A 16310-nucleotide genomic window follows, 5' to 3' on the forward strand; every position below is an offset into this window, starting at 1 on the left:
TTCCCTAATTTAAAGCCAGTCTAAAATTCGTTTTATTGAAGCCAGTTTATCTTTGTAAGGCGCATAACGCATTGGCAGATCAAGCCAGTTTGCTTTTTTAACCATTGCTTTATGATGAGAAAAAATATCAAAGCTCAATTTGCCGTGATATGCTCCAATTCCGCTGTGCCCAACACCTCCAAAAGGCAGCCTTTTATTAGAAAAATGAATTACTGTATCGTTTATGCAACCGCCTCCAAAAGAGTAATTTGCGATTAATTTTTTGGCAAACGATTTGTTTTCACTGAAAATATAAAATGCGAGAGGTTTTTCGTACTTGCTAATCACATTATGAATATCGGCTTCGGTTTCATAAATTAAAATTGGTAAAATTGGACCAAAGATTTCTTCCTTCATAACGGCACTGTCCAGGCTTGGTTCTTCAATTAAAGTAGGAGAAATATACAGTTTGTCAGCATTTGTTTCTCCTCCAAAAATTACTTTTTCATGCTCAATCATTTGATCTAAACGTACCCAGTTTTTGGTATTTACTATTCGTGCAAAATCTGGCGATTTGTCTATTTTTTTACCGTATGCTTTTACAATTTCTTCCATTAAAAAGGTGATGAAATTGACTTTCATGTTTTTTTGAATCAAAACATAATCCGGAGCGATGCAGGTTTGTCCTGCATTTATAAATTTTCCCCACACAATTCGTTTTGCTGCCAGTTTTAAATTGGCAGTTTCATCAATAACACAGGGATTTTTTCCGCCTAATTCAAGTGTAACAGGAGTTAAGTTTTCGGCTGCGGCCTTTGCAACGATTTTTCCAACAGCAACACTTCCCGTAAAGAAAATATAGTCCCAGCGCTGTGCCAGTAATTTGTTTGAAACTTCGACACCTCCTTCAAAAACTTCAACGTGGCTGATATGAAAAGTTTTTTCAATGATTTTAGCAATGATGGAAGAAGTGTGCGGAGTAAGTTCCGAAGGTTTTAAAACGACTCTATTTCCGGCAGCGACGGCAGAAATTAACGGACACAAAGCCAATTGAAACGGATAATTCCACGGAGCAATTACCAAAACATTTCCGTAAGGTTCTTTATAAATATAATCTGAAGAAGGAAAATTAAGGATAGAAGGGAAGACACGTTTTGGTTTGGCCCAGGAATTAAGGTTTTTAATAGTATCTTTTAATTCCGAAATAACATAATTCGTCTCCGTTAAAACAGCTTCAAATTCAGGCTTTTTAAAATCATCGTACAAAGCTTTTACAATTAAATCTTCGCTTTTTTGAATGTTATATAATAACTTTTTCAGCGTTTCTTTTCTGTAACCAATGTCTTTTTTATAGTCCATTTTATGATCAGCTTGTTTTTTAGGATATGCAAGTTAATCGATAAAAATTAAAAAATTAACAATTTAATCATAAAAATCAGACGGCATTCCAAATCGTTTCATCTGGAGTTGGAGCAATGATTGTGATGTTTTCTTTTGAAACAGGATGAACAAAAACTAGTTTTCTGGCATGAAGATGAATTCCTCCGTCAGGATTGCTTCTATCGGCACCATATTTTAAATCGCCTTTTATAGGAGACCCAATAGCAGACAACTGCGCGCGAATTTGATGATGACGTCCCGTATGAAGATTGATTTCCAAAGCAGTATAATTTTGAAGTTCTTTAATTATTTTATAATCCAGACTCGCTAGTTTGCTGTCCGGAACTTCTTTTAAATGCGCTTTCGAAGTATTGTTTTTTTCGTTTCTTTTTAAATAATGAACCAATTTAGCACTAGCTTCAACTGGTTTGTTCTTGACAACTGCCCAATATGTTTTTTTAGTTTCACGATTACTGAACAGTTCATTCATTCGCGTTAATGCTTTACTTGTTCTCGCAAAAACCACGATTCCGGTTGTTGGCCGATCTAAACGATGAATTACGCCTAGAAAAACATCGCCAGGTTTATTGTATTTGTCTTTTATGTATTCTTTTACAACATCAGATAAAGGTTTATCTCCCGTTTTATCACCTTGTACAATATCACCAACACGTTTATTGACAACAATGATGTGGTTGTCTTCATGCAAGATTTGGAGATTATTTTTATCAGAAAGAATTTTCATTTTAGACTGGCTTAGATTTTTAGATTTTAGACTTCTTAGACTGGATTTTTTTTAGATAAATTTTACAGTAAGGTTGTTCTAAATCTTGATGTCATTTTTGTTATTTCTTCGAGTAGATTTATTTTTTCGATTGTGTTTTCTTCATTTATGAATCCTAAATCAGAAGAAATTAAAAGTTGTGTTTCTACTTCGTAAGCTGAACCAATCGCAATTTCTAAAAAGCGGGCAAAATCTTTATTAGAATTCCTTGAAGAGCCTTCGGCAATATTTGAGGGTATTGATACAGAAGCTCGTCGTAATTGATTGATTATCCCAAATTTTTCTTCACTAGGAAAGGAGGCCGTTATATTATAAATTTTGGAACAAAACAATCTGCTTTTTTTCCAAATTAAAAGCTCTTTAAATTGATGCATTCTATATTAGTTAGTTTTTAGACAGCTTAGACTTCTTAGATAGTAAAAAATTAAATTAAAAAATCTAAGAAGTCTAAAATCTAAGGAGTCTAAGCAAGTCTAACTTAATATTGTTCTTTCTCGTTAGGAAAATCACTAGACTTAACATCAGCAGCGTATTGACCAATCGCTTTTGTCATTTCTTCATATAAGTTTAAATAACGGCGCAAGAAACGCGGACTGAATTCATTATTCATTCCTAACATATCATGGATTACCAAAACCTGTCCGTCAACACCGCCTCCTGCACCAATTCCGATAACTGGAATCGAAATGCTTTTAGCTACTTTTTCGGCTAAATCAGCAGGTATTTTTTCAAGAACAACACCAAAACAGCCTATTTTTTCAAGCATTTTAGCATCTTCAATTAATTTTTCAGCTTCTTCTTCTTCTTTTGCACGAACGCTGTACGTTCCGAATTTATAGATAGACTGAGGTGTTAAACCTAAATGTCCCATAACCGGAATTCCTGCGTTTAATATTTTTTTGATAGATTCTTTAATTTCTTTTCCACCTTCAAGTTTTACAGCATGTCCGCCGCTTTCTTTCATAATTCTGATAGCAGAACGCAAAGCTTCTTTAGGATCAGACTGGTAACTTCCAAAAGGTAAATCAACCACAACCAAACCTCTTTCTACAGCACGAACTACAGACGAAGCGTGATAAATCATTTGATCTAAAGTGATTGGCAGAGTCGTTTCGTGACCCGCCATAACATTTGATGCCGAATCTCCCACCAAAATCACATCGACTCCTGCGGTATCAACAATTTTAGCCATTGTATAATCATACGCCGTAAGCATAGAGATTTTTTCTCCGTTGCTTTTCATTTCAATTAATGACTTTGTTGTGATTCTTTTATAATCTTTTTTTGCTACTGACATTTTATTTTTTTTTGATAATGTAAAAGTATTGAATAATTGTAAAAGGGGAATCAGCAATAAAAGAATATTTCGACAGAAAAAAGCTTTCCATCTTTGAACTCTATTCTGAATTGACTGTCTTCCATAAAGATAGAATATTTATGAGGCGATTTTATGGAAGCTTCGATATAAGTTCCATATTTTTCAATTTTTTCAATGAAAGCTTTTTCGGACACTGAATTAAGTCGATTTGATTTTTTTTGCCACAGATTAAAAGGATTAAAAGGATTTTCACAAACCTTTTATTTTACGCAGATTAAAAAAAGCAGATTTAATTTTAAATAAAATCTGCTTAAATCTGCAGAATCTGCGTGAAAAAATCATTTTAATCCTTTTAATCTGTGGCAAGCAAATATTTTTAGCAATCAGCCATGTTTACCGCTATGGCAAGTCCGCCTTCTGAGGTTTCTTTGTACTTAGAATTCATGTCTTTTGCCGTTTGCCACATGGTATTGATTACTTTATCTAACGGTACTTTAGCATTTTTAGAATCGGTTTCAAGAGCTAATTCGGCAGCATTTATGGCTTTTATGGCACCCATTGTATTTCTCTCGATACACGGAATCTGAACTAAACCGCCAATTGGGTCGCAGGTTAAACCTAAATGATGTTCCATGGCAATTTCTGCCGCCATTAAAACCTGAGCAGGAGTACCGCCCATTAATTCGCAAAGTGCCGCCGCCGCCATCGATGACGAAACGCCAATCTCTGCCTGACAACCACCCATTGCGGCAGAAATAGTAGATCCTTTTTTAAAGATACTTCCAATTTCTCCGGCAACCATCAAAAATTGTTTGATTTCTTTTTCGCCCGCATTATGGTTTTCAATTACCAGATAATACATTAAAACTGCCGGAATAACGCCGGCACTTCCGTTTGTTGGAGCTGTAACTACTCGACCTAAAGAAGCATTTACCTCATTTACAGCCAATGCAAAACAGCTTACCCATTTTAGAATCTGACGAAATTTTACTTCCGTTTTTCTGATTTCTTCCAGCCACGACTGCGGATCAGTATAATTTGAAAGTCCAATTAAATTTTGGTGCATATCAAAAGCTCTTCTGCGAACGTGTAATCCGCCCGGAAGAATTCCTCCGGTATGACAGCCAATGTACATACATTCAAGCATTGTATTCCAAATACGCATTAACTCTGAATGAATTTCCTCTTCAGAACGCATTGATTTTTCGTTTTCGTAAACAATCTCCGAAATCGATTTGTTTTCAGAAACGGTATAATTTAAAAGCTCAACCGCATTTTGAATTGGAAACGGGAAAGCACATTTTATAACTTCTTTGATTTTGGCATTTTCACGCTCTTCTTTTACGACGAAACCGCCGCCGATAGAATAAAAAGTAGATTCGTATTCAGAATCATCATTTTTATACGCCGTAAATTTTAATCCATTTGCATGGAAAGGAAGAAAATCTTTATTGAAAACAATATCTTGAAGAAAATAAAATGGAATTTTATGTTCACTTGCGAGATTGATCTCGTTTGTATCTTCAATAGTTTTAATGATTCCGGCAATATTCTCAACCGGAATATATTCAGGATCCTGACCGCTTAGACCCAGCATAACAGATAAGTCAGTCGCATGGCCTTTTCCGGTTAAGGAAAGTGAGCCGTATAAATCGACTTTTACACGTTTAACCTGATCTAAAATTGATTCGTTTTTTAACTCTTCTAAAAAACGTTCGGCGGCTCTCCACGGACCTAAAGTATGTGAGCTCGAAGGACCAACGCCAATTTTAAGCATATCAAAAACAGAGATACATTCTTCCATTGTTCAATTTTTGTTAAGACAAAGATAATTGAATAATGCAATGAAGAATTAATTTTGAATGTTAATCTTGCGTATTTGTTAAAAAAAATATTAAATTTTATTAATTCGGCAACGAAATAAATTTAATTCCTTAATATGTGGTTTTCGTAAAAAGTTCATCTTTTTTAGGTATTTTTGTAAAGATGCAACTATCAAAATCTGCTGTTTCTTTTAATTACCTAAAATTGAAAATTAACCGAAACTTTAGATGATTTCGTTTTAATTCTACCAATGTCTTTTTACGAAAATTTAGAATACCATAAAAAGATAAAATTATATTATGATAGAATTTTTCAAGCATTTTTTACACGAATTTGAATTACCTCTCAGCAACCCAGTATTGATTTTCTCTTTAATACTTTTCATTATTCTGCTGTCGCCAATTTTACTTAAAAAAATAAATATTCCGGGAATTATCGGATTAATTATTTCGGGAGTTATCATTGGGCCGCACGGACTTAATATTTTGGCTAAAAACTCTGCAGTTGATTTATTTTCAACAATTGGACTTTTGTACATTATGTTTATTGCGGGTCTGGAATTGGATATGAATGAGTTTAAAGCGAACCGAAACAAAAGTTTATTGTTTGGATTTTTTACGTTTATTCTGCCGCTTTCGATTGGGTTTCCGGTTTGTTTTTATTTACTGCAATACGATTTTAATGCTAGTTTTTTAACAGCCAGTATGTTCGCGACCCATACTTTGGTAGCGTATCCAATTGTGAGTAAACTCGGAATTGCAAAAAATCAGGCTGTTGCCATTACCGTTGGAGGAACTATTTTAACAGATACTGCTGTTTTGATTATTCTGGCCGTAATTATGGGAAGCAGTCAGGGAAGTCTGAACCAAGCTTTTTGGATCAAATTAGGCGTTTCACTGGCGATTTTTTCTGCCATTATGTTTTTATTGATTCCCCGAATTGCCAAATGGTTTTTCAAAAAATTAGAAAGTGAAAAACATGCCCATTATATTTTTGTTCTTTCTGTTGTTTTCTTTGCAGCCTTTTTGGCCGAAGTAGCAGGAGTAGAGCCAATTATCGGTGCTTTCGTTGCTGGTTTGGCCTTAAATCCTTTAATTCCGCAGTCGTCGGCTTTGATGAATAGAATTGAATTTATAGGCAATTCGTTATTTATTCCGTTTTTCTTAATCTCTGTTGGAATGCTGGTTGACATCAGCGTAATCTTAAGCGGACCAACGGCTTTAATTGTTGCGGGAACATTGAGTGTTGTCGCTATTTTTGGAAAATGGATTGCGGCCTTTTTTACGCAAGTTGTTTTTAAATACAGTAAAACCGAGAGGCAGCTTATTTTTGGTTTGAGCAGTGCGCACGCAGCAGCAACTCTGGCAGTAATTTTAGTAGGTTATAAAGCCAAAATTCTGGATGAAAATATCTTAAACGGAACTATTATTTTAATTCTGATTACTTGTATTGTGGCTTCTTTTGCAACCGAAAAAGCGGCTAAAAAAATAGCCATCTGTGAAGAAGAAATTTCACATGAAGATACGGGTAAAGATCAGATTTTAGACGAACATATTTTAATTCCGCTGGCAAAGACTTCTGCAGCAGCTAGTTTGCTGGATTTTGCACTTTTAATAAAAGATAAAAAATCATCGAATCCGGTTACGCTTTTAACGATTGTACCAAATAACGATCAGGCGGAAAAGAACATCTTAAAATACCGAAAAGCTGCTGATAAATTTGTAATTCAGGGCTCTGCATCCGAAGTAAAAATAAATACAATTGCAAGGATCGATCATAATCCGGCGAGTGGAATTGCCAGAACTTCTAAAGAAATAATGTCGGATATCGTGATTGTGGGCTGGCCAAAGAAAACAGGTTTCCTGGATAAGATTTTTGGAGAAAATGTAGATTCAATCATAAATAATGTTGACAAAAGTTTGTTTATCAGCCGATTTCAGAAAACATTTATTGAAGATAAAAGACTGGTATTTATTTGTCCGCCATTTTCAGAAAGAGGAATCGGATTTCAGCTTTTATTGCAGAAAATCTGCAGATTATCACAAGAATTAAGTATTCCAATTGTAGTTTATGCCGAATATAAAACGCATCAAACGATTCAGCAGATTGCCAATAACCTTCGGCTGAACGCTAAATTAGGATTCAAAAGCGTAATGGAATGGGATGATTTTGAATCGATTTCAGATGAAATTCGTGAAACCGATTTAATTGTTTTCAATTTATCGCGAAAAGGTTCGGTTTCGTATCATTCTATTTTTGACAGACTGCCTCAAAAATTCGAAAAATTCTTCAACAATAATAATATCATTCTGGTTTATCCGCAAGACGATCGTAAAATTAGTTCTATGGATGCCTACGAAGATTTTACTGCATCGCCGTTAACCAAAAGTTTGGAAGCAATTGAACAGATTGGGCGCGGTTTGGGAAGTATTTTGAAGAAGGGTTAGATTAAATAATTATTTTGCAATCAATAAATGACACTAAAGTTTCCGTTAATTGTACTGACATTTTTAACTTTTGCAGCGACTGCACAAAATAAAATGAAAAAAGTAGAAGAACTTATAGATAAAACAGATCCAGGCTGGACTATTGTTGAAGATTGGATTAAAACAGCAGTAAATAAAGTTGAAATTTTACCAGTCGATGCAGTGAAAGCAAAAGATGCTTTGTATAAAACTCAGGTTACAACCCGTTCGGCAATGGGAGCAGTTGTTTTTAATACCGGAGGGATTTTAGTTGATGATGGCTGGATTAGAATTTTAGGTTCTGGAAATTCAAGATTTAATCGTTCACTGCCAGATTGGAACAAAGGAAAATCATTTAATGAATTTGGAGAAACACCTGCTTTTTTGTTAATTGCCGACGATGCAATTGGCGGTTTTTATCTTTTAAATGGAGGTGCATTAGGAACTGATATAGGGAAAATTTATTATTTTTCTCCTGATAATCTGGAGTTCGAACAACTTGATATTACGTATTCTGAGTTTTTAGGATTTTGTTTTAGTAATGATTTGGATAAGTTTTATGAAGGTAACAGATGGAAGGACTGGAGAACAGAAGTTTCTAAATTAAAAGGCGATGAAGTATTCAATTTTTATCCATTTTTATGGACAGCCGAAGGAAGTGATATTAATAAAAATACACGAAAAATAATTCCGGTTCAGGAGCAATACAGCTTGAATTTAGATTTACGAAAACAGCTTGGGTTTGATAAATAATTTCAAAAAATAAAAAATGAATCACAACATAAAATCAATTCGACCTTTTATTGGCGCTAAAGATTTCGAAATTTCGAGAAGTTTTTATCGCGATTTAGGGTTTGAAGAAATAGTTTTGGAATCTAATTTTTCTGTTTTTAAATCAGGTGAAACTGCATTTTATCTACAAGATTATTACGATAAAAGCTGGATTGAAAACACGATGATTTTTTTAGAAGTAGATGATGCCGATCGTTATTATAATGAACTGTCAGCATTAAACTTAACAGAAAAATATGGAGTAAAACTAACACCAACCCGCCATTTAGATTGGGGAAGTGAATGTTTTCTGCACGATCCGTCTGGTGTTTTATGGCATTTTGGAACTTTTAAAAAATAAGTTTGCCACGAATTAAAATAAAAATTAGTGAAAATTCGAGCAATTAGCGGCAAAAAAATCATAACTCAAAATTGTTCAAAAGAATTGTATTTTCTTCTTTTTGATACCAATCATTAAAGACTAATTCTAATTTTTCAGCTTTAAATTCTCCAAAATTATAATCCCGAAAATTCCCGACAACTTCAATTATTTTTTTAGGATTTTGAAGTTTTTCTGTAAAACGCATTACAGTTGAATGCGCTGCAGAAATAGAATATCGGCTGTCGATACTTTGTTCTAAATTTGAATTTCGAAAATTCTCCCGAAGTTTATTTCTTAAATTATTCAAAGTTTCATCCGAAGGAAATCCCTGAATCATAATAGCAGAATTTGAAGCCGTAACGCCGCGAAATTCAATCTTGATTTCGCTTGAATCTGCTAAACTTTTTTGGATTATGTCAATATAATCTTCCACATTAATTTTATCTAAACTAAAATCTTCATAACATGAAATAATCGACATTACTGTAATATGAATATCAGAATCCGGATAATAGTATTGATCGGGTTCAACTGCTTTTAAATCTTTTAAAAACAGCTGAATATTACTTTTTATTTTTTCGTTGGGCCGGAGGAGAAGCGTAATACCAAATCGTGAATCTGAAGGATCATTTATTTTAGAATCTAATTCATAATTTCCGTTTAGAATAGTTTCAGAAGAAGTTTTATAAAGCTGATTGTAATGTTCTGCTAAATTCATTTCGGTTACTTCTTTTTCGCTTTCTCGAGATTTTCTTTCACTCTAAATTTTACAATTTTAGTAATTAAATCGTAAGGCATTTTTTCTTTTAAAGGAAACTGAACAGAACCCTTTCCTGATTTATATTTAGAAAGTTCTGCGGCAAAAGCTTCATGTCCGCTTGGTAAAGCATACAATCCGATATGATTTTTAAAAGCGGCAAAATAAACTACAATTCCGTTTTGGTCAAAAGCCGGCATCGAATAACTGATTTTTTCTTTCGCATCAGGTGCTGCTTTCTGAATCGTCATTCTCACTTTCTCTAAAATTTCCTGAACATCATTAGGGAATGAGCCAATGTATTCGTCGATATTTTCGGGTTTCTTTGTATCCATTATTTTTAGTTTTTTTTGTTTCATGTTTCAAGTTTCAGGTTGCTGTAGTGAACTTGAAACTAAATAAACTTGAAACGTGAAACTTTTCTATGCCAGCCCTTTTGGGAATCTATCTAACACTAAATTCAACTGCAATTGATGTTCTAAATAAGCTTTTGCTCCAGCTAAAACTAACGTAAAACCTTCGGTTGAATTGCGAACCTGATCGATAATTTTGTCTGAATCTCCTTTTAAACCTGAGTTTGTAATGCTTACAAAAGTTTCATTTTCATTTAGCGGTGTAAAAATCCATTCTACCAAAGTTGTTTCATCAGGATTTCCCCATTCAATAACAATCTTTTTATTTTCCTGTAAGACTAATGTCTTAACAGAAAGAGAAAAGCCATACATTTCCCAAGTCCATTCGGTTTTTTTACCTTCTTCTAATTTTCCGGAACCTTTTGTAAACCAAAATTTACTGGTAATTTCCGGATCAATAAAAGCCTGAAAAACTTCTGAGACAGGTTTTCTAATCAGCATTTCGGCTTTTGCGAATTTGTTGTTTTCTGATTTCATTTTTCAACATTAGATTTTATAAGTTAAATGTGAGAAGTTAATTTAACTTCAAATTTTCTTCAAACCTCTAAATTATGAAATTGTTGTAGGAAAATGGTAAAAATGAATTAAAATGTAAATCCGGTAATTAAGTTAAAAGAATTTGTCTTCATTGATTGATCAGTTACCATTGCAGGTTTAGCAATATCTGTTAAGCCTAAATTATCTCGTAACTCAACATAAATGCAATGATTATCATTTAACTTAAATTCTTTTCCAAAACCTGCTGAAATCCCAAAATCTATAGATTTTCTATATTTTGTATCTTCGATATCTTCATCTGAGTCTTGCGGAAGTGAGGTTTCATACTTCATTCCAGATTTAAGCAAATAACCCAAATAAGGTCCTCCATTTATATAAAAACTCTTATTACGAGCGAAACTGAATTTTAGCATTATTGGAAGTGTAATATAATTTAGGTATGTAGTTCCTTTAAAATTATAAATCGCATCTGGTGATATTACTGGTGAGTCAGAATACCAATCTATTGTTGATCCTTTCGTAACCTGTGTTTTCCTGTCATAATTTAAATCAGTTCTTAATGAGAGACTTTCATTTAATTTGTATTGAAGTGAAACTCCAAATAAATAGGAGAAACCAGGTTTTTCACCTGTGAAAGATTCATAACCTCTAAATTTTGAATAAGTTAGTCCGGCTTGTACTCCAAATTTAACTTTTGATTCCTGCGCAGTTGTTTTGAATGTTATTAAAGTAATGGCAAATAATAAAAAAGTAATTTTTTTCATGTTTTTTGGTTAAATTTTTTGAGGGCGAATATATGTAATTATGATTTAGTTTTTTCTATCAATTCATTGCCCAGTCTTTAAAAATCAAAAAAATCCACACAAGTTTTCACCTGCATGGATTTGATCGGTTAGATTTAAATCTAAAATTAACTTGTTATTCTCTAATTGTAGTTTTATCATGAAGTGAAATCTCTGCAATTTCATCTTTACGTTTAAAACTCACACCTTGATGTTGCTGCATATATTTAATAAGATCACTTGTTGCTTTTACCATTTGCGGAGTGCCTCCAATACGGTCGTGAAAACTAATTGACATTTGTCGGCGTTGCGTTTCGCTTTCGGCGTATAATTGGTCAAATTCTAGTTTTGCTTGCTGTAAAAACTGATCTGCCGAAAAGTTTTTCCCTTCAATCAAAACAATATCATTGCATCGAATAGTATACGGAACAACCGCAAAATCCTTATTTTTTACCTGGATTATAAAAGGTTCATCGCGACTAAGATCGTCAATATGATATTTGAATCCTAATTCCTGCAGTATATCAAGTGTATTTTGCCCGCGGCGTAACCAATTTGCATTGTAACCAACAGGAGTAAAACCGGTAACTTTTTTTATGGCGTCAACACCATCTTTTATGAACTTTTTTTCTTCGTCGTATGGCATTGTGTATTGCGTGCTCCAATTCATTCCGTGCGCAGCGGCTTCGTGGCCTCTTTGTACAATTTCTTTGGCTAACTCAGGATTTTTCAAAACGGCAGTTCCAACCATGTGCGAGGTTACTTTTACACCTAGTTTATCCCAATTGTCCAGCATACGCGGAATGCCTTCTTTATACCCGTATTCGTACCAGGTGGCGGCAGGGAGATCAATAAAGCCTTTTTGTATATTTTGAGGAAATGGACTTTCGGCATTTTGAGGCTGTCCTCCGGCTTCAAACTGCATCGAAATCGAAACAACTAATCTTGAGCCGTCTGCCCATTTTGTTTTTTGCGGAGAGAAAATAGGAGCATTTTTTGAAACTTCAGAAAAAGTTTCAATAGGATTTATCATTCCCACCATTCCGATTATACCGGTTTGTTTAATAAAATTTCTTCTTGAACTCATACTGTTTATTTTTTAATTAAGGTGTCAATAGCCCAGCTATTATAAGCTGCAAAATGCAATAGCAAAGCAAAAAAAGCAATGTGAATTAATTGTGACGGTACAGCTTCCCAGTTCTCAATCATCGAAGTGCCAAACAATAAAGCCAGCATAACAACAGCTCCGGCAATTAAAGCTGGTTTGGTAAACAACCCTAATAATAGCAAAAGACCAATGGTGAATTCGGCTATTGGTAAAATGTAACTAAACGGTGTTACAAGGATTTTAGGCAGCATTGAATTTTCAAAAGTGCCAATCATCCAATTACTGAAAGTGGTAAGTTTTGGCAGTCGCACTAATCCGTGGCCAAACATGCTGATTGCGATTGCAAGACGTAATAATAAAAAAGAGGTTGTTTCCATATTAAGTGATTTTATACTACAAAGTTGAGGATAAGAGTTTTCTAATATTTGTACAATCATTGGAATAATTTGTACTTTTGTAAGATGGAAATTAGAAATTTATACCACCCGTTTGAACTTCAGTTTTTAGAAGTTTTAGAATATGAAGCGAAAGAAAGCAAAAACACTTTCTTTGAAATGGTTTTTGTTTTGGAAGGAAAAGGAACTCAAATTATAAACGATCATCGATGGCCTTACAGCAGCGATAAGTTTTTTTTGATCTTTCCGCAAGATACGCATAGTTTTGAAGTTAGTGAGAAAACAAAATTTTTCTTTATAAGATTTCATGACAGTTATCTTAAAACACAAAGCAGCGACTGGATTCAGAAACTTGAATTTATTTTTCATAATCACAATCACAGGCCCGGCTGTATTTTAAAAACAGTAACAGATAAACCTTTGGTCAGGGCAATGATTGAAGCGCTTATCAGAGAGGAAAGCACCAATTTTCCGCAGCAGCAGGAAGTTATTAAGCAAATTCTCAATACCATTATTACAATTGCAGCCCGAAACATTTCGCTTATTGCACCGCTAAATCTTAATCAGCCTAACGTGGTTCCGAGTTTGGATTTATTGAATTATGTGCATCAAAATATTTATCAGCCCGATCAATTAAAAGCGACAAATATGGCAGCAGCATTTAATGTTTCTCCAACTTATATCAGCGAATATTTTAAAACCAAAACGGGACAAAGCATACAGGAATATACAATTGCCTACAAAGTAAAATTAATTGAAACACGATTAAAATTTACCAATATGCAGATTAATGAAATTGTGTACGAATTTGGTTTTAGCGATGCCAGTCACCTGAACCGATTGTTTAAAAAATATACGGGTTTGAATCCAAGTGACTATAAAAAGCAGTTTAAAAGAGTTTAATTGAAAATAAGGCTGTAATTAAACCTTGTCTTTGTTAATCCATTTTCCAACCGTTGGCGGAATGTAATTTTTCATTTGGCTTAATAAATCTTCGATATCATCACTTACCAAAAGCATTTTTTGATTGGCTTCTTTCAATAAACCTTTTTCACTCATGGTTTGAAGTAATTCCAAAAGCGAATTATAAAATCCGTTAATGTTTAAAATAGCGATTGGTTTTTTATGTAAACCTAACTGCGCCCAGGTCAGCATTTCAAAAAGTTCTTCCAGAGTTCCAAAACCACCCGGAAGTGCAATTACACCGTCGCATAAATCATTCATTTTGGTTTTACGCTCGTGCATGCTTTCTACCAAAATTAATTCGGTTAAACCTTTATGTGCAATTTCTTTTGATCTTAAAAAATCAGGAAGAACGCCAATTACGGTTCCGTTTTCGCTCAAAGCACCATCCGCAACAGCACCCATTAAACCAACATTCGCTCCGCCATAAACCAAGCCAATATTTTGTTTTGCTAAAGTTTTTCCCAATAATTCGGCTTGTTCTTTATATATTTCTTCGGTGCCAAAACTTGATCCGCAGAAAACGGTTATTTTTTTCATTGTTTTTATAATGTTATATGTTAATGTGAAAAGTTAGATGTTAGAAGGTGAAATAAAAATATTTTTTACAGTTTGTCATCCACAGCGAAGTCGAAGGATCACACACGCAGGTCGACAAAGATTGATGGTTTACTTTGTCGAGTTCCTTACGTATCCTTCGACTTCGCTCAGGATGACAAGACCCAGCGTAAACCAGTTTCAATCAGTAAAATCCGTGTGTCATCAAATCTGTTTAATCTGCACACACGAAACGTTTTCCATTTTAATTTCTTTTCCTGTTTTCTTCAATAATCCGGTTATAAGATTTCTTTTAAAAACAATAATATTTCCTGTAATTACATTTGTGGCAACTAAAAATTTTCCGGTTTCATCGATTGCAAAAACTCTTGGATGTTTACCTAAAGTCGATTGATAGCCAATGTTTTTCAATAATCCATTTTCATCAATTGAAAAGATGGCAATGTTATTTTCTTTTCCGCGATTTGTGGCATAAAGAAACTTTCCATCCGGCGAAATATGAATGTCAGAACTCTCGAAACCTTCTTTTATTTTATCAGGATGTGTTGCGATGCGCTGAATTTTATTCAAAACACCATTTTCATAATTATAGACACTTATCTGCCCCGCCATTTCTTCAATGCAATACCCGAATTTTTGATTCGGATGAAAAGTAAAATGCCTTGGTCCGGCTTCTAAATCAGTTTTTGTAAATAGAGTTTGAGTTTCGGTTAAAGGCTGTTTTTTATTTTCATCAAAGGCATAACTGCGAATTTTATCGGCACCTAAATCCGGTAAAAATAAATAATCGAATTGAGGCGAAAATACTGCCGAATGAACATGAGATCTCGTTTGTCTTTCTTTGTGTGTGCTTCCGTCTGTGTATTGGAAATTCTGCGCAATAGAATCAATTTTTCCATTTTCCAGAATTGGGAAAACCGAAATACTTCCTTCCGTATAATTAGCATTTGCAATCCATTTTCCGCTTCTATGAACGGTAACATAAACCGGATTTTCACCGCCGCTTCTTTGGCTATTTAAAAAAGTCAGACTTTTATTTTCGGGATTAAATTCAAAACTGCTTATACTTCCGGCATTTGGTGTTTTGGTATCCGTGCAGGCGTAAACATATTTTCCATTTGGAGAAACGGTCAAATACGACGGATTTATAATATTTTTTGCCGAGGTTATTTTGGTCAGTTTTCCGTTTAAAGTATCTAATTGATAAACCTGAATTGCTTCTGCAGCTTTATCTCGATTGTATGATCCTAAAAATATATAGGTATTTTGAGAAAACATGCTGCATGTTATCAGAAATGCAATCGTAAGGAAGTTTATTTTTTGTGTCAAGGTTTTGTTTTTTGATATTAATTTTATGAAATGAGCGGCAGTCTAAAACCAAATACAGCCAATTCTCCCTGCATGAAATCTAAATCTAAAGATCTTTTAAAACCAAGTTTTTCATACATTTTCCAAGCTGTTTTCATGGCAAGCGTTGAATGAATAATAAGCTGTTTCTGATGGTTTTCAGTCGCTTTTTTAATGCATTCTAATGTCAAAAGTTTACCAATTCCTTTTCCGCGTGTATTGTTGTCAACACCCAATAACCGAAATCCGGCCGAGTTTTTTTCCTGAGTCGCAATTCCGCCTGAACCATAATATTGCATGTCATTAAAAAAAACAACTGCTCCAAGAATAGTGTTATTCTCATCAACAGCGACTAAAAGTTCTGTTTCCGGATGATTGGTAAAATCACCAATATTACCCAGCATTTTATAATAATTAGGCTGTTCGTTTTCTTTTGGAAAACCTTCTAATTGCGAATAAACACGAATTAAAAGTTTTCCAATTTCTTCAAATTCTGAAGAAAAAGCGTTTCGAATAATATAGTTTGAATTGTTCATGTTTTTAGTTTTCTGTCTCAGTCACAGTTTTCAATCTAAAATCTGCAATC

At 34.0% G+C, this 16310-nt stretch carries 18 protein-coding genes; 4 read left to right on the top strand and 14 right to left on the bottom strand.

Going from position 1 to position 16310, the window contains the following annotated elements:
* Positions 1-9: 9 nt before the first annotated feature.
* The 5 genes from ASD98_RS08010 to ASD98_RS08030 form a co-directional block, all read right to left on the bottom strand.
* Entirely contained in the window at positions 10-1338 is a 1329-nt protein-coding gene (locus tag ASD98_RS08010; RefSeq protein ID WP_056202476.1) for an aldehyde dehydrogenase, read from the bottom strand.
* A 76-nt stretch (positions 1339-1414) separates the two neighbouring features.
* Positions 1415-2104, bottom strand: a complete 690-nt coding sequence (locus ASD98_RS08015) for an RluA family pseudouridine synthase (protein WP_056202479.1) — start codon at positions 2102-2104, stop codon at positions 1415-1417.
* Positions 2105-2166: 62 nt separating this feature from the next.
* Positions 2167-2517 carry a four helix bundle protein gene (locus tag ASD98_RS08020; RefSeq protein ID WP_056202482.1) on the bottom strand — a complete coding sequence of 117 codons (351 nt, stop codon included), beginning with the start codon at positions 2515-2517 and terminating at the stop codon, positions 2167-2169.
* Positions 2518-2621: 104 nt separating this feature from the next.
* Positions 2622-3440 carry a 3-methyl-2-oxobutanoate hydroxymethyltransferase gene (gene panB, locus ASD98_RS08025; RefSeq protein ID WP_056202485.1) on the bottom strand — a complete coding sequence of 273 codons (819 nt, stop codon included), beginning with the start codon at positions 3438-3440 and terminating at the stop codon, positions 2622-2624.
* A 397-nt stretch (positions 3441-3837) separates the two neighbouring features.
* Positions 3838-5265: an L-serine ammonia-lyase gene (locus tag ASD98_RS08030; protein ID WP_056202488.1), complete on the bottom strand. Its 1428-nt coding sequence runs from the start codon at positions 5263-5265 to the stop codon at positions 3838-3840.
* A 319-nt stretch (positions 5266-5584) separates the two neighbouring features.
* On the opposite strand from ASD98_RS08030, the gene ASD98_RS08035 reads away from it, so the two are divergent.
* The 3 genes from ASD98_RS08035 to ASD98_RS08045 are packed head-to-tail and all read left to right on the top strand — an operon-like array spanning position 5585 to position 8882.
* Positions 5585-7732 carry a cation:proton antiporter gene (locus ASD98_RS08035; RefSeq protein ID WP_056202491.1) on the top strand — a complete coding sequence of 716 codons (2148 nt, stop codon included), beginning with the start codon at positions 5585-5587 and terminating at the stop codon, positions 7730-7732.
* Positions 7733-7759: 27 nt separating this feature from the next.
* A complete protein-coding gene (locus ASD98_RS08040; protein WP_082577806.1) occupies positions 7760-8503 on the top strand; it encodes a DUF2625 domain-containing protein in 744 nt (247 codons plus the stop codon).
* A 16-nt stretch (positions 8504-8519) separates the two neighbouring features.
* Positions 8520-8882: a VOC family protein gene (locus ASD98_RS08045; RefSeq protein WP_056202494.1), complete on the top strand. Its 363-nt coding sequence runs from the start codon at positions 8520-8522 to the stop codon at positions 8880-8882.
* A 58-nt stretch (positions 8883-8940) separates the two neighbouring features.
* On the opposite strand, the gene ASD98_RS08050 is transcribed toward ASD98_RS08045, so the two are convergent.
* From ASD98_RS08050 to ASD98_RS08075, 6 genes are all read right to left on the bottom strand, one after another.
* Positions 8941-9621 carry a mutarotase gene (locus tag ASD98_RS08050; protein WP_056202497.1) on the bottom strand — a complete coding sequence of 227 codons (681 nt, stop codon included), beginning with the start codon at positions 9619-9621 and terminating at the stop codon, positions 8941-8943.
* Positions 9622-9626: 5 nt separating this feature from the next.
* Positions 9627-9995 (bottom strand): iron chaperone, encoded by a 369-nt coding sequence (locus ASD98_RS08055; RefSeq protein WP_056203286.1) that lies wholly within the window; start codon positions 9993-9995, stop codon positions 9627-9629.
* 87 nt (positions 9996-10082) lie between these two features.
* The gene (locus ASD98_RS08060) at positions 10083-10550 is read right to left on the bottom strand and encodes an SRPBCC family protein (protein WP_056202501.1); all 468 of its coding nucleotides are present in this window, start codon (positions 10548-10550) and stop codon (positions 10083-10085) included.
* 107 nt (positions 10551-10657) lie between these two features.
* On the bottom strand, positions 10658-11335 hold the full coding sequence (locus ASD98_RS08065; RefSeq protein ID WP_056202504.1) for a porin family protein: 678 nt from the start codon (positions 11333-11335) through the stop codon (positions 10658-10660).
* Between the two features lie 154 nt (positions 11336-11489).
* A complete protein-coding gene (locus ASD98_RS08070) occupies positions 11490-12440 on the bottom strand; it encodes a polysaccharide deacetylase family protein (RefSeq protein ID WP_082577807.1) in 951 nt (316 codons plus the stop codon).
* A 5-nt stretch (positions 12441-12445) separates the two neighbouring features.
* Complete coding sequence (locus tag ASD98_RS08075; protein WP_056202507.1) at positions 12446-12838, bottom strand: DoxX family membrane protein; 393 nt, start codon at positions 12836-12838, stop codon at positions 12446-12448.
* Between the two features lie 84 nt (positions 12839-12922).
* On the opposite strand from ASD98_RS08075, the gene ASD98_RS08080 reads away from it, so the two are divergent.
* On the top strand, positions 12923-13759 hold the full coding sequence (locus ASD98_RS08080) for an AraC family transcriptional regulator (protein WP_056202510.1): 837 nt from the start codon (positions 12923-12925) through the stop codon (positions 13757-13759).
* Positions 13760-13777: 18 nt separating this feature from the next.
* On the opposite strand, the gene ASD98_RS08085 is transcribed toward ASD98_RS08080, so the two are convergent.
* The 3 genes from ASD98_RS08085 to ASD98_RS08095 form a co-directional block, all read right to left on the bottom strand.
* A complete protein-coding gene (locus tag ASD98_RS08085) occupies positions 13778-14359 on the bottom strand; it encodes a TIGR00730 family Rossman fold protein (protein ID WP_082577808.1) in 582 nt (193 codons plus the stop codon).
* 222 nt (positions 14360-14581) lie between these two features.
* Positions 14582-15706, bottom strand: a complete 1125-nt coding sequence (locus ASD98_RS08090) for a lactonase family protein (protein ID WP_242412090.1) — start codon at positions 15704-15706, stop codon at positions 14582-14584.
* A 23-nt stretch (positions 15707-15729) separates the two neighbouring features.
* On the bottom strand, positions 15730-16260 hold the full coding sequence (locus tag ASD98_RS08095; RefSeq protein ID WP_056202518.1) for a GNAT family N-acetyltransferase: 531 nt from the start codon (positions 16258-16260) through the stop codon (positions 15730-15732).
* Positions 16261-16310 lie beyond the last annotated feature (50 nt).

The sequence above is a fragment of the Flavobacterium sp. Root186 genome (genome assembly GCF_001428525.1).
Taxonomy (GTDB): domain Bacteria; phylum Bacteroidota; class Bacteroidia; order Flavobacteriales; family Flavobacteriaceae; genus Flavobacterium.

Excerpts from the sequence above, each read along its gene's own strand:
- ASD98_RS08010 (WP_056202476.1), bottom strand. The coding sequence starts at position 1,338 with ATGGACTATAAAAAAGACATTGGTTACAGAAAAGAAACGCTGAAAAAG.
- ASD98_RS08015 (WP_056202479.1), bottom strand. The coding sequence starts at position 2,104 with ATGAAAATTCTTTCTGATAAAAATAATCTCCAAATCTTGCATGAAGAC.
- ASD98_RS08020 (WP_056202482.1), bottom strand. The coding sequence starts at position 2,517 with ATGCATCAATTTAAAGAGCTTTTAATTTGGAAAAAAAGCAGATTGTTT.
- panB (WP_056202485.1), bottom strand. The coding sequence starts at position 3,440 with ATGTCAGTAGCAAAAAAAGATTATAAAAGAATCACAACAAAGTCATTA.
- ASD98_RS08030 (WP_056202488.1), bottom strand. The coding sequence starts at position 5,265 with ATGGAAGAATGTATCTCTGTTTTTGATATGCTTAAAATTGGCGTTGGT.
- ASD98_RS08035 (WP_056202491.1), top strand. The coding sequence starts at position 5,585 with ATGATAGAATTTTTCAAGCATTTTTTACACGAATTTGAATTACCTCTC.
- ASD98_RS08040 (WP_082577806.1), top strand. The coding sequence starts at position 7,760 with ATGACACTAAAGTTTCCGTTAATTGTACTGACATTTTTAACTTTTGCA.
- ASD98_RS08045 (WP_056202494.1), top strand. The coding sequence starts at position 8,520 with ATGAATCACAACATAAAATCAATTCGACCTTTTATTGGCGCTAAAGAT.
- ASD98_RS08050 (WP_056202497.1), bottom strand. The coding sequence starts at position 9,621 with ATGAATTTAGCAGAACATTACAATCAGCTTTATAAAACTTCTTCTGAA.
- ASD98_RS08055 (WP_056203286.1), bottom strand. The coding sequence starts at position 9,995 with ATGGATACAAAGAAACCCGAAAATATCGACGAATACATTGGCTCATTC.
- ASD98_RS08060 (WP_056202501.1), bottom strand. The coding sequence starts at position 10,550 with ATGAAATCAGAAAACAACAAATTCGCAAAAGCCGAAATGCTGATTAGA.
- ASD98_RS08065 (WP_056202504.1), bottom strand. The coding sequence starts at position 11,335 with ATGAAAAAAATTACTTTTTTATTATTTGCCATTACTTTAATAACATTC.
- ASD98_RS08070 (WP_082577807.1), bottom strand. The coding sequence starts at position 12,440 with ATGAGTTCAAGAAGAAATTTTATTAAACAAACCGGTATAATCGGAATG.
- ASD98_RS08075 (WP_056202507.1), bottom strand. The coding sequence starts at position 12,838 with ATGGAAACAACCTCTTTTTTATTATTACGTCTTGCAATCGCAATCAGC.
- ASD98_RS08080 (WP_056202510.1), top strand. The coding sequence starts at position 12,923 with ATGGAAATTAGAAATTTATACCACCCGTTTGAACTTCAGTTTTTAGAA.
- ASD98_RS08085 (WP_082577808.1), bottom strand. The coding sequence starts at position 14,359 with ATGAAAAAAATAACCGTTTTCTGCGGATCAAGTTTTGGCACCGAAGAA.
- ASD98_RS08095 (WP_056202518.1), bottom strand. The coding sequence starts at position 16,260 with ATGAACAATTCAAACTATATTATTCGAAACGCTTTTTCTTCAGAATTT.